Here is a 21,393-nt window from a genome sequence, read left to right as displayed (position 1 = left end):
AAAAAGAAGAATCTCTATATTAAAAATTGGGTTCCCTATTCCCGGAATAACAATATTTTAGTTAATAAAAAAAGAAAAATGGTGCAAACCACAGATATACCAGTAATGGCATTAAAAGAACAAATTATAGAGAACCATAATGAATTTTTGGAGAGTCTTCGTCACCGGTTTCTGGATGACAGTAGAAAAGCAGCTCTTCAGAGATTTCAAAACGTTGGTTTTCCGACAAAAAAAGACGAAGAATATAAATATACCAATCTAAAGGAAATCACGGAAAAAAGCTACAACTTCTTCCCGAAAGAGAGCCACAATATCACTAAAGAGCAGTTTGATGAACTGCACCTTGGAGAAGAAAATTTTGATTGGATTGTTTTTGTAAATGGTAAACTTCACAAGGAACTTTCAAAAGTTTCTATTGAAAATGTAGAGTTCCTTTCATTCAACTATGCACTGAATGATGAGAAGCATAAAGAAGTTTTTGAAAAGTATTTCAACAGCATTGCTTCTAAAGAACAGGCTTTTACAAACTTAAACCTTGCTTACTGTAAATACGGCTTCTTTTTGAAAGTCCCTAAAAATGTAGTGATTGAAAAGCCAATCCACGTTTTTTATATTTCTCAGAATCAAGAGGAAAATACGTTCTACAATACAAGAAATCTTTTGATCGTTGAAGAAGGAGCAAAAGTAGAAGTGATTGAAAGCCACCACAATTTTGACAGCACATATGTATTGACAAACTCTGTAACGGAGATCTTTACCTATCCTAATGCAAAAGCTGACTGGCATAAGCTTCAGAATGACAACAACACAACATATCTTATCGACAACACGTTTGCAAGACAGGAGAAAGACAGCTTAACTACTGTAAATACTTTCTCTTTCGGAGGTAAACTGGTAAGAAACAACCTTGATTTTATTCATAATGGATCGAATATCAATTCATTTATGAACGGAATCACAATCATCGGGAAAGATCAGCTGGTAGATCACCATACGGCGGTTCACCACAATTTCCCAAACTGTGAAAGTTATCAGAACTACAAAGGAATCTTCGATGGCAATGCACACGGAGTTTTCAACGGAAAAGTTTTTGTAGATAAAATTGCTCAGAAGACAAACGCTTATCAGCAAAACAATAACGTGCTATTAAGTGAAGGGGCAAGCATCGATACAAAACCTCAGTTGGAGATCTTTGCAGATGATGTAAAATGTTCTCACGGATGTACGGTAGGCCAGCTGAATGAAGATGCTTTATTCTACCTGAGAGCAAGAGGAATCTCTAAAAAAGAAGCTCAGGCATTACTATTATATGCTTTCGCAAATGATGCCATGCAGAATATTGATATAGAACCTCTAAAAGAAAAAATTTCAAAGCTATTGGCGGAGAAACTGGGAGTAGATATAGAGTTCTAAGACTTATATATATTGATACACAAAAGCACTTCTTTTTGAAGTGCTTTTTTATTTCTTACGGATTATTCCGTTTATTTCTTTAACCAGCCCTGGTTATCCTTATTATCCGAACGTTTCTTACCGCTATCAAAATTATAAGCCAGTCCTACACCCAACGTCTGCTTCAGCTGTGTTTTCCAGATCTGATTGTGGTCATACAAAAGATCTAGGGTAATATTGGACGAAATATATTTATTGATCTTCATATTTAAGACCGCTCCGTAAGCCAATACCAATCTATCAGGATGATCCAGGTAATTTGAAAATACAGACGCTGTATTCGTCAGATTAATATTCTCCATGATTTTGATCTTATAAATGGCTGTTCCAAGGAAACCGAACTGGAAAAGGGATGAATCACCATCATTTTTAAGGCCGTACGTCCCGGCAGTCTGGAGATCCTTATCTAAAACAAAAGTCCATCTCGCGTTAGCAGGACGTAATGTTACGGTCAGATTATCATTAGGACGGTAGGTAACCCCTGCCCCCACATTCAGGTATCCCGGAGCCATGAAATTGGAGATCTTTTTAGCATCAGGATTGTTCCCGTCTTCATATCCCGGAGCAAACTGAGTCTGAAGCCCGGCTCCTGCCGAGAAATACCAGCTTTCGGCAAATTTTCTACCATAGTTTGTAGAAAGGTTGATAACATCCTGAGTTTTTCTCACTCCTGTTCCCTGGGTATTATTCTGCCCATAGCCCAGAATAATGATGTTTTCCCAAAGATCTTTCCCTTTCTCATACGTCAAGTTATAATTGACACCGGCAAGCCATCCTACGTTGTTGGCTCCACCTCCTACCCAGTTTGAAAAGGCAGCCTGATTAAGCATTAATGTATTTTGTCCCTGAATAGACCAGGCTTTAACGGTATCTGCTGCCGGAGCATCTGTTTTGGTTTCCTGCGCCAAAGCTATCGCTCCAAAAGAAATGGAACTGATCAATAAAAGTTTTTTCATAATAATGATTTATTACAAATGTATAAATAATAATCTACGTCGGAAGAAAATTCACTTTAAAATGAATTTAACATAGTTGATTTTCCGCTTATAACACAATGAAAACAAACCATTTAAACCACCTCATATTATACCGCAAACTTAAGTCAACTTAAAACTACAGTATTTTAAAAGCAAAAAACACCTCATTTCTGAAGTGTTTTTCTATTAAATTGATTTCTTATATTACTTTTTAATCCACCATTGGCTGTCCTTACGGTCAGAGCGTTTCACGCCATTATCAATGGTATAAGCGAATCCGATTCCAAGGGTTTGTTTCAGCTGTGTTTTTTCGATCTGGTTGTGATCATACAGCAAATCAACGGTCACATTGGATGAAATATATTTGTTGACTTTAAGATTTAATAAAGCTCCGTAAGCAAGAACCAATCTGTCCGGACGGTCAAGGTAATTCGAGAAAACCGAAGCCGTATTCGTCAGATAGATATCTTCCATTATTTTCAATTTATAAATTGCCGTTCCCAGGAAACCGAACTGCAATAAAGAAGAATCACCATCACTTTTCAAACCATAACTTCCTGCTGTCTGAAGGTCTTTATCCAATACAAAGGTCCACCTGGCGTTGGTAGGACGCAAAGTTACCGTCAGATCTTCATTCGGTCTATAGGTGATACCCATCCCGACGTTCAGGTAACCTGGGGCCATAAAATTTGAGATCTTTTTGGCTTCAGGATTATTCCCGTCTTCATATCCTGCCGCAAACTGTGATTGTAATCCCGCACCCATAGAAAAATACCAGCTTTTTGAGAATTTTCGCCCATAATTGGTAGAAACATTGATAACGTCCTGCGTTTTTCTTATTCCTAATCCTTTAGTATCATTTTGTCCATACCCTAGGATAATGATATTCTCCCATAGGTCATTGTCTTTTTCATACGTGAGATTGTAATTGATCCCTGCAAGCCATCCTACGTTGTTGGCTCCACCTCCTACCCAGTTTGAAAAGGCAGCCTGATTGATCATTAATGTGTTTTTTCCTATCACTGACCAGTATTTTACTGTGTCTACCACAACAGAATCTTTCTTCAATTCTTCTTGTGCACTTGCATAAATCCCCATAAAAAAGGAAAGAATCAATAAAAACTTCTTCATTACTCAAATAATTTTCACTGCAAAAGTATTAATATAATTTTTTTTAAAGATAAATTCAGCTTAAAGAATGCTAATTCATAAAGTTTAATTCCTTAACAATAAGATATCTCAATAAAATCAATGCCAAATAATAAGTTTAAAAATAAATTTGATACCTTTTGTCTTAAAATCAGATAAGTAGAAATTGATTCATCGACAAATTTTCCGAAATTTATCATTGGCTTTTGATTTGACGTAAAATCCTCATGTTTAAAAATGCAATTTCCAAAAGAGCGATTATATACCCTTTGCTGATGCTTTCTGCGATGTGGTTCGGGTATTTCTTACAAATGCAGGGCTTTTTTCAAAGCTGCTTTGGAGCGATCATTCCACTTTTGCCTGAAGGGCTGCTCGGCATAGTCACATCTCCTCTTTTGCATGGAAATATTGATCATATTATAGGAAACTCTATTCCAATAGCTGCACTTATGTTTTTGCTTTATCAGTTTTATCCTGTGGTTGCGAACAAAGTTTTTATTATTGGCTGGCTGGCAACAGGGCTTTTAGTGTGGCTTCTCCCTCCTATTGACATTCTCTCCGGCGAATATATGTACACATGTACAATCGGAGCCAGTGGTGTGGTGTATGTCCTGGCCTTCTTCCTTTTCTTCAGCGGTGTATTTAAATGGAATACAAAGCTCCTGACCATTTCAATGCTTGTTGTCCTGTATTATGGAAGCTTAGTCTGGGGAATGCTGCCGGAAGAGCTGTTTTATAACATGCAGGAGCCGAGTAAAATTTCATGGCAGGCCCATCTTTCAGGAGCCGTAGTCGGAAGTATAATTGCATTTGCCTTCAAAAATGTTGGAGAAAAGAAGAAAAAGTTCATTTGGGAATTCCCTAATTATTATAGTGAAAAGGATGATAAACTGTGGCAGGAATACAAGGAAAACCATCCTGAAGATTTCATGGAGCTCCCTTATAAAAAAAGAGATGATATCTGGGATCATTTGGATGAATTAAGGAAAAGATAACACTTAATTCACTACATTTGAAAAAAACACACATGATTTCCGAAGAATACTTATATGCAATCGCCCTCCGCGAGTGCAGCCAGATAGGCGACATTCATTTTCATAAACTTGTCCGTACTTTTGGAAGTGCCCAGGAAGCATGGAAAAGGGCAAAGAAAGAATATAAAAAGCTGGAAGGCATAGGACAAAAAACAGTTTCAGACATTGGGAATGACAATCATTTGGAATTCGCAGAAGAAGAATTAAATTTTTGCGAAAAGAATAATATTCAGATCAGGCTGAAACATCTTGGTGAGACACCTTTTCTCCTCAATGAATGTAATGATGCTCCTGCTATTCTTTATCAAAAAGGAAACATTGATGATTCAGTTTCCAAAGTAAGCATTGTCGGAACCAGAAATATGACATCGTATGGCCGACAGTTTATTGAAGACTTCTTTGAAGCCTCTCAGTCTTCTACTTATTTATCAGTAAGCGGACTTGCTCTGGGAGTTGACAAAGAGGTTCATGAGCAGTCTATCTCTCATCAGAAACCTACAATAGGAGTTCTTGCACATGGCTTTCAATATTTATATCCGGCAAAAAACAGGAAACTTTCCGAGAAAATTCTTCAGGAAGGAGGAGCATTAATCACGGAGTTCAGTTCTTCTAAAAAACCAGACCGTGAAAACTTCATCCAGAGAAATAGAATTGTAGCAGGGATATCTCCGGCAACCATTGTGGTGGAAACCGGTTTTGGAGGAGGATCTGTAAGCACGGCCGCTTTTGCCAATGATTATAACCGGGATGTTTTCGCTCTTCCCGGAAAAATTACAGATCTCTGCAGCCAGGGATGTAATCAACTGATTTTCCATAATAAAGCAACAGCTATTTCTACCATAAAAGATCTTATCGGTATGCTGGGATTTAATGCTCCTAAAGAAAAAATTGAAGAGTTATTTCCTTATAGTGAGACCACAATACAACTTTCTGATAATCAATATTTAATATATAAATCCATTAAAGACCAGCCTCAGATTTCTTTGGATGATCTGTCCCAGAAAATTGAGCTTCCTACTCACAAAATCTTACCAATAATTTTGGAATTGGAACTTTTAGGGAAAGTAAAATCATTTTCCGGGAGGCAATTCATCGCAATTTAAGATTTAATGATTTCTTAATATTGCATTATTTCACACATAACATTTCATTTTTAATAAAATTTGATCGCAAATTATTAATTTAATAATATTACGAAACATTATTATTTAATTTTTAACAATGTTGAAATACAGTGTTGTGAATCTTGAAAAAAAAATTAAATTTGTTGACAATAATATTCAACCTTAATATATGGAACAATATAATATTGACCAGAAAATCCAAGAGTTTATTGCAAAAATTGAAGCAAAAAATCCTAACGAACCGGAGTTCTTACAGGCTGTAAAAGAAGTTGCCGTAACTGTAATTCCATTCATTGCTACTAAAAAAGAATACACCGGAATGAAGCTGCTTGAAAGAATGGCTGAAGCTGAAAGAATTATTATTTTCAGAGTTCCATGGGTTGATGACAAAGGAGAAATTCAGGTTAACAGAGGTTTCAGAATTCAAATGAACTCTGCAATTGGGCCATACAAAGGAGGAATCCGTTTCCACCCTACTGTAAACTTATCAGTTCTTAAGTTCTTAGCTTTTGAACAAGTATTCAAAAACTCTTTGACAACTCTTCCAATGGGAGGTGGTAAAGGAGGTTCAGATTTCGACCCACAAGGTAAATCTGACATGGAAGTAATGCGTTTCTGCCAGGCTTTCATGACAGAATTATGCAAGCACATCGGTCCTGAAACAGACGTACCTGCAGGAGATATCGGTGTTGGAGCAAGAGAAATCGGGTATTTATTCGGACAGTACAAGAAAATCAGAAACGAGTTTACCGGAGTTCTTACTGGAAAAGGTCTTGCTTACGGAGGTTCATTAATCCGTCCTGAAGCTACAGGATACGGTGTAGTATATTTTGCTGAGCAGATGCTTAAGACTATCGGACAAAACTTCGAAGGTAAAACAGTAACTGTATCAGGTTTCGGAAACGTAGCATGGGGAGTTATCAAAAAAGCAACTGAACTAGGTGCTAAAGTAGTAACAATCTCTGGACCAGATGGATACATCTATGATAAAGATGGTATCAGCGGAGAAAAGATCGATTATTTATTAGAGCTTAGATCTTCAGGAAATAACAGAGCTGAAGATTATGCTAAAAAATATCCTTCTGCTGAATTCCACGCTGGAAAACGTCCTTGGGATGTGAAGTGTGACGTTGCGTTCCCTTCTGCAACTCAAAATGAATTAGATTTAGATGATGCAAGAAAATTAGTTGAAAACGGATGTGTTTGTGTAACTGAAGCGGCTAACATGCCTTCTACACTAGATGCAATCAACTATTTCTTAGATAATAAAGTATTATTCTCTCCTGGTAAAGCTTCCAACGCTGGAGGTGTTGCTACATCAGGATTAGAGATGACTCAGAACTCTATCCGTCTTAACTGGACTTCTGAAGAAGTTGATGCAAGATTAAAGGAAATCATGATTGGTATTCACAAAGCTTGTAGAGACTACGGAAAAGACGAAGACGGTTATGTAAACTACGTAAAAGGTGCAAATATTGCCGGCTTCGTAAAAGTAGCAGAAGCAATGCTAGCTCAAGGAGTTGTGTAACAGAAAAAATAAAGGTTGGGAAAAATTCCCGACCTTTTTTGATATAGCCTGTTCCCGGGATAATGGGAAAAAAGTAAAAAGTGAAAGGAGAAAGCGCTGCTATATGCAGCGCTTTTTTTATTTTTATAGTATGAAAAACACTTTTAAAAATATTGATGAATATATTCTTCTGTTCCCGATAGAAGTACAGGAAAAGCTGCTTGAACTGAGACAAGCCATCCATTCACAGGTTCCTGATCTGGAAGAATATATTGGATATCAGATGCCGGCTTTCAGGTACAAAGGAAAACCTTTGGTTTATTTTGCCGCGTATAAAAAACACATTGGCTTTTATCCCGGAGCTGAAGGAATCCGTAATTTTGAAACAGATTTTAAGGAAAGAAAATATACGTTTTCCAAAGGAGCTGTGCAGTTTCCGATTTCTGGTGATCTCCCGCTGGACTTAGTCAATAAGATTGTCCGGTTCAAAGTAGAGGAAATTGAACAAAAAAAATCCTGAAATACAAGATTTCAGGATTCCGACTAGTGTTTGCTAAAGCGATTTTACTTTTTTTTCTTTTTGTCTTTCTTTTCTTCTTTTGGTGCATCCGCAGGTTTAGTAGCATCTGTAGGTGTTGTACTTACGGTTGGGTCAGTTGCAGGAGCAGTTTCCGTTGTAGTAGCAGGTGTTTTTTCCTGTTGAGTCTTTGGATCCGAAGGACTTGTAGTCTGTGTATTCGGTTGTTGTGTTTGAGTTGTCGTTGGGTTATTAGTAGAAGTATCGGCCGGCTTTTGTGTTGTTGATTGTGCTGATACTGCGATTACTCCGACTAATGTAAACGCTGCCGTTAAAAATAACTTTTTCATAATGTAATATTTAAATGATTGTTTAACTTAAACGAAGCATCATTTATAAAATTATGTGTAATAAGCTTATTTAACGTACTTTATAATTATTTAAGAGGAATTTGCAAAAAATAATTCTAACGAATTTAACTGGAGCACCGAAGTTTGAAGCTGGAAATTCATCACAATTGAACCATCACTTCGCTAATGTAATAACTTCTCTCTCCCATCTTCCTGCTTCTATCTTTTAGAGCTACTTCGCTATATTCTTCATCATTTTTTCTACGAATTCAAAGGCGGCCGGGCAGATCACTGTATTTTTCAGCATCAAATTATTAATCTGGTAGATCTTTTTACGGTCTGTATGAGGATATTCCCGGCAGGCTTTTGGCCTTACTTCATAGATAGAACAGGTATTGTCACTGTTCAGGAAATAGCAGGGAAGATTTTGCAGTACTTTATCATTGTCTTCGTCTACTCTTAAAAACTTTGCTTCAAAATCTGCAGATTTCATCCGTAGATGTTTGGCAATACGCTCAATATCCTTTTCGGTATACAAAGGACCGGTTGTTTTGCAGCAATTGGCACATTGTAAACAGTCTATTTCATCAAAAACTTCATCATGGGTTTCCTGCACAATATAATCGAGGTTTTTGGGCGGTTTTTTCTTCAATCCGTCCAGAAATTTCTTATGCTCCTTCTGCTTCTGTATTGCTTGTTTTTTATAAAAATCTAAATCCATTTATTCATTATTTCCAGCTGAATCCGGAAGTTTTTCTTTCTTATATTCATTTATTTTATCCAGATCCAGAACCGTTGAGAGATTTTCTTTGTTAGGATAGTACATAGGGACAAATTTAGCTCCATACACAATTTCTCTGGTCGTATAAGACGACCGCTGGACTACTGTATTGGAAAATACTTCATCAAATGCACGTACCTGCACAATAAGTTCAAGGTCGGTATTTTTAAAGTCTTCTTCAGAAAAACCATAAAATGGAGAGTTTTCATCTATTTTATGTACTACAGTCCAGTTAAGAGCCAGTGTATTAATCTTACTCAGCTGAGTAGTAAGCCTGTAAAAATTACTTTTTGCAACTCCGTTTTCTATCACTTCAATGGCCACAGATACAATTACGTCTGCATCCGTCAATGCATTATTCTTATAAGGAGCCAGCCTGAACATTAACGCTGAAGATCCCTGAAAAGGGGCAATAACTGCTATATCAGAAAATCTCAGATATGCTCTCGGTCTTGAAAATCTTCCGTAAAAAAGTCCCGTTGCAATGGCAAAGGTAAGCAATCCCAGAAAAGCCTCAAATGTAGCCACCAGACTTGCCAAAAATCCCACCGGAGCTATTCTTCCATATCCAACTGTTGTAAACGTCTGGGAACTGAAGAAAAAAACGTCGATAAATTCATTCAACGGATCGCTTTTATCTATCCCGGTAAGATGTTCTACCCCTATCAGGTAATAGATCATTGCAAAAAGAAGATTGATCAGAATGTAGGCTATGACCAGATAAGAGATAAAGCGAAATGAAGAAAGATTCAGCATGGTATGATACCAGCTTAGCCTGTTGAAAACATTCACTCCTCTTCTCTGAACATTCGGAAGGCCATCTTTATTGATAAATCTTCCGGAGGCATTAGTTCCGAAGCCACTGTTCTCCGCATTTTTCTGACGGATCTTTTTTCTGAATCCTCCTGTCATTTTTTAAGCATTTATTTTTTGCACAGTTTAAATTTCAACAGCAAACCTAGAATTTGCTTATCTGTTTTCTACTGTTTCCGGTACAAAGATAAAATATTGTTTTGATGAATTTTATCAATTGATTCATTTGAGTTTTAATTTGATTTTGGAGTACATTTGAACTATGAAAAAGCTTGAATCAAGAGAGGATATTGAACACCTTGTCAATTCATTTTATACAAAGGTCACTAAGGATGAAACCATAGGATTCTTCTTTAATGATGTCGCTAAGGTAGACTGGGATAAACATCTTCCTAAAATGTATTCTTTCTGGGAATCTATTCTTTTCGGGCAGATGTCTTATAAAGGAAATCCAATGGGCGTTCATTTCCCGATTAATGAAATACAGGCTATGGAGCAGAAACATTTTGACCGATGGCTAGAGCTTTGGCGTACTACTATTGAGGAGAACTTCGCAGGGGAAAACGCAGATATGGCCATTTACAAATCTGAAAACATAGCAAAACTAATGGCTTTCAAGATGGAATTGGCGAGAAGGCTGTAGTGAGTTACGGGATACAGGATTCTCAGAATCTATTTTATGGGGGCCTTTTTATCTAAGGAACGATTACCGTAAAGATATATGCGGCCAGGTTTACCAGTAAAACGGTTCCGTACAGAACATTGGTCTTACCGCGACTTAATGAAAGCATAACTATAAATACGGATAAGGAAAGCAGAATAATATCTTTTTTGTCCAAACCAAGTACCAAAGGAATATCATACATAATACAGACAACTGACACCGCAGGAATCGTTAATCCGATACTTGCCAATGCAGAACCTAATGCCAGATTTAAGCTTGACTGAATCTGATTAGCCCTGGCTGCACGGATTGCCGCTACTCCTTCGGGAAGAAGAACAACGGCCGCAATAATGACCCCTACCAAAGATTTTGGAGCGCCAAGGCTTCGTACCATTCCTTCTATTGTATCCGATAATCCTTTTGCCATAAGCACTACAATAACAAGGCAAACCACGAGAAAACCAAAACTAATAAGCGTTTTTGTCAGTGACGGAATATAATGCTCGTCAGGATGCTCGTCAGGAACAATAAAATAGCTTCTGTGACGAACGGTCTGTACCATCAGGAAAATACCGTAAATGACAAGACAGGCAATGGATATGAAGATAAGCTGAGCTTCGTTATAGAAAGGTCCGTTGACACTTGATGTAAAATTAGGAAGAACAAGAGTAAGTACCAGGATTGAAACAATACTTACCAGATAAGTAGTTGCTGAAGTTCTTGCAAAAAACTGCTCATGATATTTGACACCGCCTACAAGAATACATATTCCCAGAATTCCGTTAAGAATAAGCATTACAGCGGCAAAAACCGTATCTCTGGCCAGCGTGATCGCCTGATCTCCGCCGGCCACCATCAGCGAGATGATAAGCGCAACTTCAATAATGGTGATACAAAGAGCCAGAATAATGGTTCCGAAAGGTTCTCCTACTTTATGAGCCACCACTTCTGCATGATGTACCGCCGATAAAACACTCCCAATCAATAAAATTCCCGCAAGAATGTCATAAAGCACTCCAGTTCCCATTAGTCCGGAAAAGTAGTACCCTACCGCAAGGAGAGGAAAAATATAGGTGTAATGTAAAAATTCTTTAAGTCTCATAAAGTGACTACAAAATACAAAAAATCTATAGAAATTTCAATATCAAAAGAAAATATTAATAATATTTTAATGAGGCCAGAAGTTAAAGTCCTGATAATCCGTAAACATATGAAACAGAAGCCCGATTCCTATAATTCTGATATTTCCTTTAAAGAACAGCAGCAAAAAATACACCGCAATAGCATAATAGGAATGCAAAAAATGAAAACCTATACTTTCTCTTGACGGATCAAAAACAGGAGTGGCAAAAAGGTGGTCCAGATCTACCAGCATTGTAGCAAGGAGAATAAAATAAGCTTTCTTCCAGTTTTTACGATAAAAAATCAATGCAATAAAGACCGGAAAAACGAAATGCAGGAAATAATGTGTAAAGGTTTTGAATAATGCGATGTCTGATGGAGCCATTAATAGATAATTTTATTCGGTTTCTCTGGTTACCAGCGTAAAATTAAGGGTAATTCTCCGTTTTTCGCTTTTATTTTCACCCAATAATCCTGCGACTTATTTCCATACAACACATACTCTATATCTGAAATGATTCTTTTTTCAGTATTGCCCAGCGTTTTCAAAGAAGAATACAGCAGGGCACTGTTTCTGATGAAAATGTAGTTTTCTTTTAACTGGGGTGATAAAGCTATGGGGTTTCTGGTTGATTTTATGACAACACCGCCATTATTTTGGTTGATTTGATTAGGCTGGAAAGGGATTCCGGTAAATTGATTTTCGCTATTGATCCACTTTTTAGACTGGAAATATGCCCAGGTTTTCCCCGGATCATCACTTTTAATATCAATGGTATAATCAGGCTGTGTGATTTTTTGAAAGGTCTTTTTTTCAACCTCATTGAAATTATCGTCATATTCATAACTGATAATCGTATCATTGACCTGTTTAAGGTCTGCCGTTGCTTTCAGATAAACAGCTTGTGAAGAATCAGCAATACTTTTATTGAAAAAACGGCTAAAATTCCGGATGTTTTCTTTGTCTAATTCCAGATCAAGAAAGTGATTTCCCTTTTGGAGTTTGGAAGCGACAGCATTAAGAATTTCAGAGTTTGAATTGTTTTTAATTTCAATTTCATCATCATTCAATTCAATAGAAAAGTTTTGAATTTTCTTCCCGGAAATGAAAGAAATGCTTCCGGCCGTGTTATGAATAAACTGATCTGCATCCCGGACAGAGTTTGAAGAAGCCTGAATCTCTTTTTGGATGGCTTCAAGTGCCAAATCTGAAGTTCCCGCAATACAATGATTCCCGTTGATCATAAGAAAAATCTGATCTTTCTGAAAACGGTTGTTTCCTTTATCTGCAAAGCTCTGCTTCTTTAAAAAAGCAATGAATTTTTGGGAATCTTTAAGTTCTAAAACACTGTACCATTCGGAAAACTTCGTGTCTTTAATATGGAAAATCTGCAGGAAATCCGGAATTCTGATTCCTGAATCTTTCAGTGAGCCTGTGCTTTTACCTTTAGCCTTATTTCCTGACCAATGAGAAGGATGTGTAGCCAGGCTGAAGAGATATTGTCCCGTTACTTTTTTTATATCAATTAAAATTACTGCATCTGCATTTTCAGGAAGATATCTGAGGTTCTTATTTTTATGAAAAACCACAAAATATGCTGCAACAGCGAGCAATACAACTAACGGGACAATAATCTTCTTTTTGTTCATCTATAAAATTTGTGGTTTCTCTTCTTTTTCTTTTGTTTTAAAAACCTGATCGAATACATCAAAGAAATACATTAAGCTGTTTTCTGAAGAATCTTTAATATTATAATTCATTTCAGTCTGGATGCTCTCCCCTTTCACTTCTGTCTTATAATACAACTCTCCTACATTTTTTCTGATGGCATCCAGTGCCTTTCTCTCTTTAGGAGTTTTGAATTCTTTATCTAAACCTGTTAAAAGTTTCTGGATATCCAATCTTCCTGACAAAGGATATTTTGCAGAATCTTTCGCCCATTTTCTGGAAATATCGGATTGGTTTACGGATAAGATATTGTCTGCAGAGCTCATCAGATATACTACTCCATCCTTTACTGTAAAGAACAGCTGATCTACATATCCACCATTCTTTTCATCTTTAAAGGTATATAGGTTTCCTTTTTTAGAGAATCTTTTAGACAGTTTTTTATTGGTTGTAAGCAAATCAAAAATACGGTTCCAGTAGCCCTCATTTTCTGTTGCAAAAGCAAAAGTAAAGTTGGGAACAGCGATATCTTTGGTTTTCTTTACTTCTTTTTCGTTGAAGTCAGCATCGTATTCGTAATCAGTGTACTCTACTTTTTTAGACTTCAATTCATTCAAAACAAAGATTCCGTTTCCTGGTGCTATTTTGGTAATAGCCTCTTCATCCAGAACAATTTTCATGGTTTCCATAATGAGCTCCATTTCTTTTTTGTACTCATTTTCTCCGGAATCCTGAAGCAGGCTGTACATCAAGTCGAAACATTTCGCCCCATTCACATTCATTGCATAGTAACCAACGCTTTTTTCATTGATCAGTTCCAGCAGTTTTTTGTTTTTCTTCCCTTTATAAATAGCAGATATATTCTTCTGAATTTCAGCATTTTTATGTTGGTAATTATTAACAAGCCTTACTTTATCTTTATCAAAATACAGATTGTAAGAATAGTTGGAATTGTACATATTCTTAAAGAACTGCCCATAGCTGTAGAACTTTGTCATCTTGCCATAGATCCCTTCATTTACAATTCTCCCGTAGTCTGTGTAGACAAAAACATCGGAATTGGTATCTCTGAACGACAACATTTCTTTTGGAACTTCAATTTCCAGATTTGAACTGAAGTACTGATCAAAATGATCTTCAGCATTCTTTTTAACGACCTTAAAGTTTTCTTTGCGGATGGAATCCTGCTCTTTTTTGTAAGCTAAATCCTCTTCTTCATCGTAAGCATAAGCGTCATCAGGCATTTCCTCTTCATTTTCAGCACTCTCCTTCTCTTTAGGGTATTTATGGTGTTTCTGAAGGTATTTGATATCTTTTTGGATTCTTGCAATCTCGTTGTTGTTATCCTTGATGCTTTCTTTAAGATACTTGATATCGTCCTTAAGGTTTTTGATTTCTTCTTTGTAATCAAAAGGCTTTTCCGGCTCATCAGTATAAGCAGTATCTCCTGCTTCTGCGTAAACGGAGTCAACGGCAACGGCAGTACTGTCTGCAACCGCTTCTGTTGCCCAAAGATCTTTGTAAGGTTTGGTATAGCTTATCATCCTAAGAACCGCACGGTTTCCGTTCCAGGCAACAAAAATATCGTCATTGATATCTACATAGGAATAGTTCTTTCTATTAGAAACTTCCTGCCCTTTTTTCTTGACAGAATTAATGAATTCCTGAAACTTTTCCTTATTATCAATGATAAAATGAGTATTATACGCTTTTATAGAGTCATTAAAGCTTGCATAATGGTATTGAACAGCATCGTATTTGATTCCGGTTTTGGAATAATCTGTCCATGAAAGGTTTTCTTTGGTTTCTTTGTTCTTTTTGCTTAATTCATGTAGCAAAGGATTCAGTTTATTCCAGTTGATTTTATTATTAAGCTGTTTCCCGTTGACTTCCATATAAAATACAGCATCAGCAGGAATTTTCATACTATTTTGGGCAAAAACCAGTGTAAAACCAAAGAGTACAAAAATAATTTTTTGTGTTTTTAATAAGATAGATTTCATGACTATAGTTTAGAAATTTATTGAAAAAGAATAGTGTTTTGTATTTGTTTTTTCTGAAGAATCAGATCCAGGATATCAGCCTCCAGTTTGAGCGCTTTTTTATTGGGTGAAAGCACATAAGCATTGTTGGTTTGTGATTTCACTGTACTTTCAAACTGCATGATGGAAGTATATCTGGCATCATTAAAGACTTCTTTATCCGCCTTGCTCATCTTTTCGTAATCTGTTTTGAATGTATTGACCTTATTTCTTGTCAATGTCTTTTTTTCAAGATTCTGGCTGTAAATTTGAGTAGGAATCATTTTACCCAATATATTCTGAGCTTTAAGTTTTTCCAGTCCGGCATTGATGTTTTCAATCTTTTTGAAGTTACAGCTCAGTTTGATGATATAATTATCAAAATCCATGGAGGTTTTTACGTTGCTGATTCCGGGAGTTCCTTTGAAAATTTTTGCCGCTTCATTGATTTTATTTTCAATATCTGCTTTTTTCGGAACTTTTTTCCCGTTGATGGTTTCCATTTTGGAGATTGAGGCCAGCCTTGTTTTGCTTTTGCTGGCATTCAGAATGATGGTATACTCTCCTGTACCGTCTGCCTTTACATTCACTTTATCAAGAATGTCGAAACAACTGGTCAGGAACAGCAAAGGGATACATAGAAGAAATAATCTGAGAAAATTTTTCATGATTGGGTTTAAAACCACAAAATTACTCAATTCTGACCTTAAAACCTTATCATCTTTGATTTTTTGAGCATAAATAGCTGTTTTCAGGTACTTAAATATGGCCTTTCAGATAATCCTGACGAAGATCTTCGTCCAGCTTTTCAATAGCATACCGAAGACAGGTTCTGGGCATTTCTTTGTAATATTGGTTCAGGTAGCTGATCAATTCTCCTTCATTTTTATTTCCCATTTCGCGTAACAGCCATCCATTAGCTTTATGCATCAGATCATGAGAATGCTTCAGGTTTCTGGTTACGAATTCTTTAGTAAGATCAAATGACCCTTTTTTTATATAATGCATCGTCCCGACAACGGCTACTCTTTTGTGCCACATCTCCTCAGACTCCGAAAGTTCTCTGAGAAGATATTCTTTCTGATTTTCAAAAGCGTATCTGCCAAGAATCTTATAACAGGTAGAATCTACAAGGTCCCAGTTATTGACGTAAGTGAGGTGATCAAGATAAAAAGCAACCACTTCTTCTTTTACCGCTTTATCTTTTGTTTTTTCAAACTTTGAAATCAGCATAAAAAGAGCTGTCAGTCTGTGTTCATGGTATCTGGAAGAGAGTAATGTACTGAGTTCTTCCAAATTTATTTTCGGATAATATTCTTTGGCAACAGACCTCTGATCCGGAACTTTCACGCCCAGAAACAGATCTCCTTCACCATATTCTCCTTTTCCGGTTTTGAAAAATCTTGGAAAGAATTCTGCCTTCTCAGGAATGGACAAAACAGCTAGTGCTTCCTGTATTTCTTTAACGATACTCATATCCGGAACGACTGTTATTTTTGTGATTTAAGCTTTCTCTTCTAAAGTAATATTCTCCTGTTCTTCCTCTTCTTTTGCAATCTTATTAGGATTGGCCACCTTGGCAATAGTAAGCCCCTGAACAATGATCGAGAAGACGACTACACAGTAGGTAATACTTAAAATAATCTCACTATACTCACTTTTAGGAATAGACATCGCCAATGCAATGGAAACCCCTCCACGGATTCCTCCCCAAACCAGAACTTTTACCGTCTGCGGGCTGAAACTTCTTCTCAAAGAGGTAAACTTCGTAGGTCCCCAGATTGAAATAAATCTTGCAAACAACACAACTACAATTGCTGCTAAGCCCGGAATCATAAAGTGCTTAAGATCTTTAATCATCAAGAGCTCAAACCCAATGAACAGGAATAATACGGCATTCAGGATTTCATCAATCAGTTCCCAGAATTTGATAAGATAATCCTGCGTGACAGATTTCATTTTGAAACTTCTGTTGAAATTCCCCATAAATAATCCTGCTGCCACCATAGTCAACGGTCCTGAAATATGCATCTGTCTCGCAATAAGATAACCTCCCATCACTACAGAAAGTGTTACTAATACTGAGATAATATAATCATCCACTTCACGCATTAATCTTGAAGTAACCCAACCTAACAGAACACCCAGTAAAAGACCTCCTCCTGCTTCTTTAAGCAAAAGCAATCCGATTGTTTCAACACTTAAATCCACTTCTTTTCCGATCGCCAGCTGCAGGATTACTGTAAAGACCACAACCGCCATACCATCATTGAAAAGAGATTCTCCGGCTACTTTTGTTTCCAGTGATTTGGATACGTTAGCCTGTTTCAGAACACTCAAAACCGCCACCGGATCAGTAGGTGAAATCAATGCTCCAAAGACAAGACAGTAGATGAAAGGAAGTTTAACCCCAACATAAGGCAGTAGATAAAACATTCCGAACCCTACTACAAAAGTAGAAATCACAACTCCCACCGTGGAAAATATCACTACAGGTCTGAACTGCTCCTTCAGGTCATTAATATTAATATGAATTCCTCCTGCAAAAAGAAGAAAATTAAGCATAGCTCCCATCAGAACTTCCGTAAAGTCGATACTGTTCATCAGGTTGTGAAGGTGTCCGAAAGTTCTCGGAAGTACTGTTTCTCCGAACATTACCAGAAAAATAGACACCACAATGGCGATCACCATAATTCCGATAGTACTTGGAAGTTTTAAAAATCTGTAATTGAGATATGCGAATATTGATGCTAATACGATTAACGCTGAAAATGAATAATATAATTCCACTAAGTGTTTCTTATTTTATGATTAATTGGTGAGTTCCAAATAGAGTATTTTAATATAGAGCTGCTGCCCCTCTTTTTCCCAAACATCAAACATGCCATCCTTAGCAGGTTTTGAGCTTCTCGTATAATCCTGTCCTATATTCAGAATGTTCAGCAGAATATATTCATCTCCTACAGAATTGACGATATAGGCTGTTTTTTCAGATTTGCCGTCTCCTGATATTTTTATTCCTTCCGTAAGCGAACGAAACTGATTCAGGTGATGCATAAAATTGCTGCCATCCTTCAAAGAATCATAGGCTCTGAGAAGGATCAGCAAAACATCCAGATTCGTAGGATCTTTATCATACAAGGCTTTTCCCTGCTTGATACAGTCTGCAAAATTATTCTGTTTAAAGGCTTCAGCAAGGCTTTTAAAGCTATCATCTGAAGTACTTATCTTATCTTTCCTGAAATTTCTTCCATAGTAAAGATATTGTGACTCTATACTGTCCAAAGACTTTGGATATCCTTTATATTTAAAAATAAGCTTCTCGTAATTATAAGGAGAATCAGAATTTTTGAGACTTTTCTCAACAGCTTTTAAATCAAGTTTTGATTTCTGGCTGAAACCAAAAACCGAAAATATGATGAATAAAAGGAAAAAGTGATATTTCATTAATTGTTGCTTTCTTCTTCCTCGTCGTTATCGAAATATTCGAAAAGGAAATCGTTGTATGGAAATCTGGAAATATGAATCTTCATTACCTCATCGTAAATCATTTTCTTCATTTCCGGAAAGTTTTCCTTCGTTAAAGCAGAAATAAATACCGTTGGGTATTTTGATTTCCCCATCCATGTTTTTTTCCACTCTTCCAGAGAGATATTTTTACGGGTTGATGGTGTAAGATCATCATCATCCTTTTTCTCATAGCTGAAATCATCGATCTTATTGAAAATCATGATCATTGGTTTCTGATGAGCATTAATTTCCATCAAAATATGATTTACAGATTCTATGTGATCTTCAAAGCTTTCATGAGAAATATCTACCACATGGATCAAAAGATCAGCTTCACGAACCTCATCCAAAGTAGATTTGAATGATTCTACCAGCTGAGTTGGCAATTTTCTGATAAACCCTACCGTATCCGTAAGCAGGAACGGTAAATTTCCGATTACCACTTTTCTTACTGTGGTATCCAAAGTGGCAAATAGTTTATTTTCTGCAAAAACCTCAGATTTTGAAATGGAATTCATCAAAGTAGATTTTCCAACATTGGTATATCCTACCAAAGCTGCACGAACTACTTTCCCACGGTTATTACGCTGGGTCGCCATCTGCTTGTCAATGGTCTTCAGTTTTTCTTTCAGCAATGTAATTCTGTCACGGATAATACGGCGGTCAGTTTCAATTTCCGTTTCCCCCGGACCCCTCATTCCGATTCCCCCTTTCTGACGCTCAAGGTGAGTCCACATTCTCGTCAATCGCGGTAAAAGATACTGATATTGTGCCAGCTCTACCTGAGTTCTCGCATAAGAAGTCTGGGCTCTCTGAGCAAAAATATCAAGAATAAGATTGGTACGGTCCAAAATCTTAACCTCCATATCTCTTTCCAGGTTTTTAAGCTGTGAAGGAGAAAGCTCGTCATCGAAAATTACAGTTCCGATCTCGTTTTCTTTTACATATTCTTTTATCTCAATTGCTTTTCCGCTTCCGATGAAGGTTTTGGAATCCGGCTGAGTCAGTTTTTGGGTAAAACGCTTTTGTACGGTTGCTCCGGCTGTGAAAGCTAAAAACTCAAGTTCATCTAAATACTCCGTCAGTTTTTCTTCGTCCTGATTCTGGGTAATAACACCCACCAAGACTGCTTTCTCATAGTTATGTTCTTTCTTTTCTAACATTAAGTTCTGTCTATGTTTATGATTTTTACAAGTTAATATTTTTCAGAAAAAAAACAAAATCAATTTTTATTTAATAACATATTTTAATATAAATTTAAGTTTACTGATGAAGGTCTTGTAAAAAATTAATAACTTTATGTAATAAATTATTGATTGTTAAATATTTAAATTAAAAACTAATCTCCGGAATATCATGATTACCCATATTAGATGTATGATTATTGATGATGATGAACTGGACAGACTGGTTCTTCAGCATTATATCAAACAATACCAAAACATTGAGATTGTTGCCTCTTTTGATTCTGCAGAAAAGGCAATTCCCTATCTTGATCTCCCTATAGATCTTCTGATCACAGAAACCAATTTACGGGGAATGTGCGGGCTCGAATTCCGGAAGCTAGCCCATAAGATTCCTGCCTGTATTTTTGTAAGCTCACATCCGGAACTGGCTGCCGGAGTTTTTGAGACAGATACCTTAGATTTTATTACCAAACCACTTACCGCAGAACGTTTTCATTATTCTATGGAAAGGCTTTTCGATTTTTTTGAGGTAAAAGAGAAATGCAAATGTTATGATGCCATGGTAGGAGAAAACTGCATTAAGATAAAAGAAGGTGGAAATATTTTTCAAATCAAAATGAAAGACATCCTGTACCTGGAAGCTCTGAAAGATTATACAAGGATCATTACCCTTGAAAAAAACCACTGTATTTTAAATTCTCTGGGAAATCTCCTGCAAAAAAACTTTTTTGACTCTTTTGTCAGAATACACAGAAGCTATGCGGTTCCCCGCCACCTCATCCGCGGAAAGAACTGCCACGAAATAGAACTGGCGCATCATATCAAACTTCCTATCGGACGCACCTACAAGGATAATCTTTCTTTTTTTAATCCTTAAAAAGACTAACCAAACTTCTACTGTAATTCACAAAATGCCATTGGTCGATTATTTCTGCCGTTGGTCTATTTTCCTACCATCCAATTGAGATAGGTGGTAATTTAGTCTTCCCAAATTCCCCAAGAAAAACACATCTATTAATCACCAAAACTGTTATCCATGGAAAGAATATCTATTTATTGTATTATGCTGTCTGTCTTTTCCATTCCCATACTGCACGCACAATCTGCAGTTTTGGCAACCGGACTGGACGCTTCAGCAGCTAATGGTTTTGTTTCTTACAGTGTAGGCCAGATGACCTATCTAGAAAAAGGAACAGGACAGGTTCTCGAAGGTGTTCAACAGCCTTACGAAATTATTACTCTTACTTCCCTTGAAACTTCTTCTGAACTCACAGGCATTTTGCTCTACCCCAATCCTTTCAGAGATTATTTGTATTTGGATTTTACCTCAAATAATTTTAAGGGATCAGAGTATCAGTTATTCGATGCCCAAGGTAAGCTGGTAAAAAAAGATAAGATCTCAGAATCAAAATCTGAGCTTAATTTCTCCTCACTTCCTTCTGCAATGTACATCATCAGGATCACTCAAAATGGAGAAAATATTAAAACATTTAAAATCATCAAAAAATAAAATGCC

22 protein-coding genes are annotated in these 21,393 nt (G+C 36.7%); 8 read left to right on the top strand and 14 right to left on the bottom strand.

All coding sequences use genetic code 11. The features are described 5' to 3' along the window. Positions 1–105 precede the first annotated feature (105 nt). Entirely contained in the window at positions 106–1,413 is a 1,308-nt protein-coding gene (sufD, locus tag DYR29_RS16055; RefSeq protein ID WP_047422488.1) for a Fe-S cluster assembly protein SufD, read from the top strand. A gap of 71 nt (positions 1,414–1,484) precedes the next feature. Here the strand turns inward: sufD and DYR29_RS16050 are convergent, their stop codons facing one another. Together DYR29_RS16050 and DYR29_RS16045 are read right to left on the bottom strand one after the other, a co-directional pair. Further along, the gene (locus DYR29_RS16050; protein WP_213277663.1) at positions 1,485–2,408 is read right to left on the bottom strand and encodes a DUF3078 domain-containing protein; all 924 of its coding nucleotides are present in this window, start codon (positions 2,406–2,408) and stop codon (positions 1,485–1,487) included. Between the two features lie 225 nt (positions 2,409–2,633). Further along, positions 2,634–3,560, bottom strand: a complete 927-nt coding sequence (locus DYR29_RS16045) for a DUF3078 domain-containing protein (protein ID WP_213277662.1) — start codon at positions 3,558–3,560, stop codon at positions 2,634–2,636. 245 nt (positions 3,561–3,805) lie between these two features. Between DYR29_RS16045 and DYR29_RS16040 the strand changes: the two genes are divergently transcribed. From DYR29_RS16040 to DYR29_RS16025, 4 genes are all read left to right on the top strand, one after another. Beyond that, positions 3,806–4,573 carry a rhomboid family intramembrane serine protease gene (locus DYR29_RS16040; protein WP_213277661.1) on the top strand — a complete coding sequence of 256 codons (768 nt, stop codon included), beginning with the start codon at positions 3,806–3,808 and terminating at the stop codon, positions 4,571–4,573. A 32-nt stretch (positions 4,574–4,605) separates the two neighbouring features. Next, positions 4,606–5,715 (top strand): DNA-processing protein DprA, encoded by a 1,110-nt coding sequence (dprA, locus tag DYR29_RS16035; RefSeq protein WP_213277660.1) that lies wholly within the window; start codon positions 4,606–4,608, stop codon positions 5,713–5,715. 190 nt (positions 5,716–5,905) lie between these two features. Continuing rightward, positions 5,906–7,264 (top strand): NADP-specific glutamate dehydrogenase, encoded by a 1,359-nt coding sequence (gene gdhA, locus DYR29_RS16030; protein WP_047380182.1) that lies wholly within the window; start codon positions 5,906–5,908, stop codon positions 7,262–7,264. Between the two features lie 130 nt (positions 7,265–7,394). Continuing rightward, positions 7,395–7,763: an iron chaperone gene (locus tag DYR29_RS16025; protein ID WP_213277659.1), complete on the top strand. Its 369-nt coding sequence runs from the start codon at positions 7,395–7,397 to the stop codon at positions 7,761–7,763. A 44-nt stretch (positions 7,764–7,807) separates the two neighbouring features. Here the strand turns inward: DYR29_RS16025 and DYR29_RS16020 are convergent, their stop codons facing one another. The 3 genes from DYR29_RS16020 to DYR29_RS16010 all read right to left on the bottom strand — a co-directional run bounded on the left by DYR29_RS16020 (position 7,808) and on the right by DYR29_RS16010 (position 9,803). After that, on the bottom strand, positions 7,808–8,110 hold the full coding sequence (locus tag DYR29_RS16020; RefSeq protein ID WP_213277658.1) for a hypothetical protein: 303 nt from the start codon (positions 8,108–8,110) through the stop codon (positions 7,808–7,810). 232 nt (positions 8,111–8,342) lie between these two features. Next, positions 8,343–8,831 (bottom strand): YkgJ family cysteine cluster protein, encoded by a 489-nt coding sequence (locus tag DYR29_RS16015; protein ID WP_213277657.1) that lies wholly within the window; start codon positions 8,829–8,831, stop codon positions 8,343–8,345. After that, complete coding sequence (locus DYR29_RS16010) at positions 8,832–9,803, bottom strand: ion channel (RefSeq protein WP_213277656.1); 972 nt, start codon at positions 9,801–9,803, stop codon at positions 8,832–8,834. A gap of 163 nt (positions 9,804–9,966) precedes the next feature. Between DYR29_RS16010 and DYR29_RS16005 the strand changes: the two genes are divergently transcribed. Then, on the top strand, positions 9,967–10,347 hold the full coding sequence (locus DYR29_RS16005; RefSeq protein ID WP_213277655.1) for a group III truncated hemoglobin: 381 nt from the start codon (positions 9,967–9,969) through the stop codon (positions 10,345–10,347). Positions 10,348–10,399: 52 nt separating this feature from the next. On the opposite strand, the gene DYR29_RS16000 is transcribed toward DYR29_RS16005, so the two are convergent. From DYR29_RS16000 to hflX, 9 genes are all read right to left on the bottom strand, one after another. Then, entirely contained in the window at positions 10,400–11,470 is a 1,071-nt protein-coding gene (locus DYR29_RS16000) for a calcium:proton antiporter (RefSeq protein ID WP_213277654.1), read from the bottom strand. Positions 11,471–11,536: 66 nt separating this feature from the next. After that, entirely contained in the window at positions 11,537–11,875 is a 339-nt protein-coding gene (locus tag DYR29_RS15995) for a DUF6122 family protein (protein ID WP_213277653.1), read from the bottom strand. Between the two features lie 29 nt (positions 11,876–11,904). After that, on the bottom strand, positions 11,905–13,140 hold the full coding sequence (locus DYR29_RS15990) for a hypothetical protein (protein WP_213277652.1): 1,236 nt from the start codon (positions 13,138–13,140) through the stop codon (positions 11,905–11,907). Then, the gene (locus DYR29_RS15985) at positions 13,141–15,162 is read right to left on the bottom strand and encodes a hypothetical protein (protein ID WP_213277651.1); all 2,022 of its coding nucleotides are present in this window, start codon (positions 15,160–15,162) and stop codon (positions 13,141–13,143) included. It abuts the gene before it with no gap. A gap of 17 nt (positions 15,163–15,179) precedes the next feature. After that, positions 15,180–15,848: a hypothetical protein gene (locus DYR29_RS15980; RefSeq protein WP_213277650.1), complete on the bottom strand. Its 669-nt coding sequence runs from the start codon at positions 15,846–15,848 to the stop codon at positions 15,180–15,182. A 91-nt stretch (positions 15,849–15,939) separates the two neighbouring features. After that, positions 15,940–16,656, bottom strand: a complete 717-nt coding sequence (locus DYR29_RS15975; RefSeq protein ID WP_213277649.1) for a DNA alkylation repair protein — start codon at positions 16,654–16,656, stop codon at positions 15,940–15,942. Between the two features lie 27 nt (positions 16,657–16,683). Further along, positions 16,684–17,970 (bottom strand): cation:proton antiporter, encoded by a 1,287-nt coding sequence (locus DYR29_RS15970; protein WP_213277648.1) that lies wholly within the window; start codon positions 17,968–17,970, stop codon positions 16,684–16,686. Between the two features lie 21 nt (positions 17,971–17,991). Beyond that, on the bottom strand, positions 17,992–18,627 hold the full coding sequence (locus tag DYR29_RS15965) for a DUF4919 domain-containing protein (protein WP_213277647.1): 636 nt from the start codon (positions 18,625–18,627) through the stop codon (positions 17,992–17,994). Beyond that, positions 18,627–19,853: a GTPase HflX gene (gene hflX, locus DYR29_RS15960; protein WP_213277646.1), complete on the bottom strand. Its 1,227-nt coding sequence runs from the start codon at positions 19,851–19,853 to the stop codon at positions 18,627–18,629. Before hflX ends, DYR29_RS15965 begins: the two co-directional genes overlap by 1 nt. A 193-nt stretch (positions 19,854–20,046) precedes the next feature. Between hflX and DYR29_RS15955 the strand changes: the two genes are divergently transcribed. Both DYR29_RS15955 and DYR29_RS15950 read left to right on the top strand, forming a co-directional pair. Then, positions 20,047–20,754: a LytR/AlgR family response regulator transcription factor gene (locus tag DYR29_RS15955; RefSeq protein WP_249413518.1), complete on the top strand. Its 708-nt coding sequence runs from the start codon at positions 20,047–20,049 to the stop codon at positions 20,752–20,754. Positions 20,755–20,913: 159 nt separating this feature from the next. Beyond that, complete coding sequence (locus DYR29_RS15950) at positions 20,914–21,387, top strand: T9SS type A sorting domain-containing protein (protein ID WP_213277645.1); 474 nt, start codon at positions 20,914–20,916, stop codon at positions 21,385–21,387. Positions 21,388–21,393 lie beyond the last annotated feature (6 nt).

It is taken from the genome of Chryseobacterium indologenes (genome assembly GCF_018362995.1).
Lineage (GTDB): Bacteria > Bacteroidota > Bacteroidia > Flavobacteriales > Weeksellaceae > Chryseobacterium > Chryseobacterium indologenes_G.
This window is presented reverse-complemented; position numbering and strand designations above follow the sequence as displayed.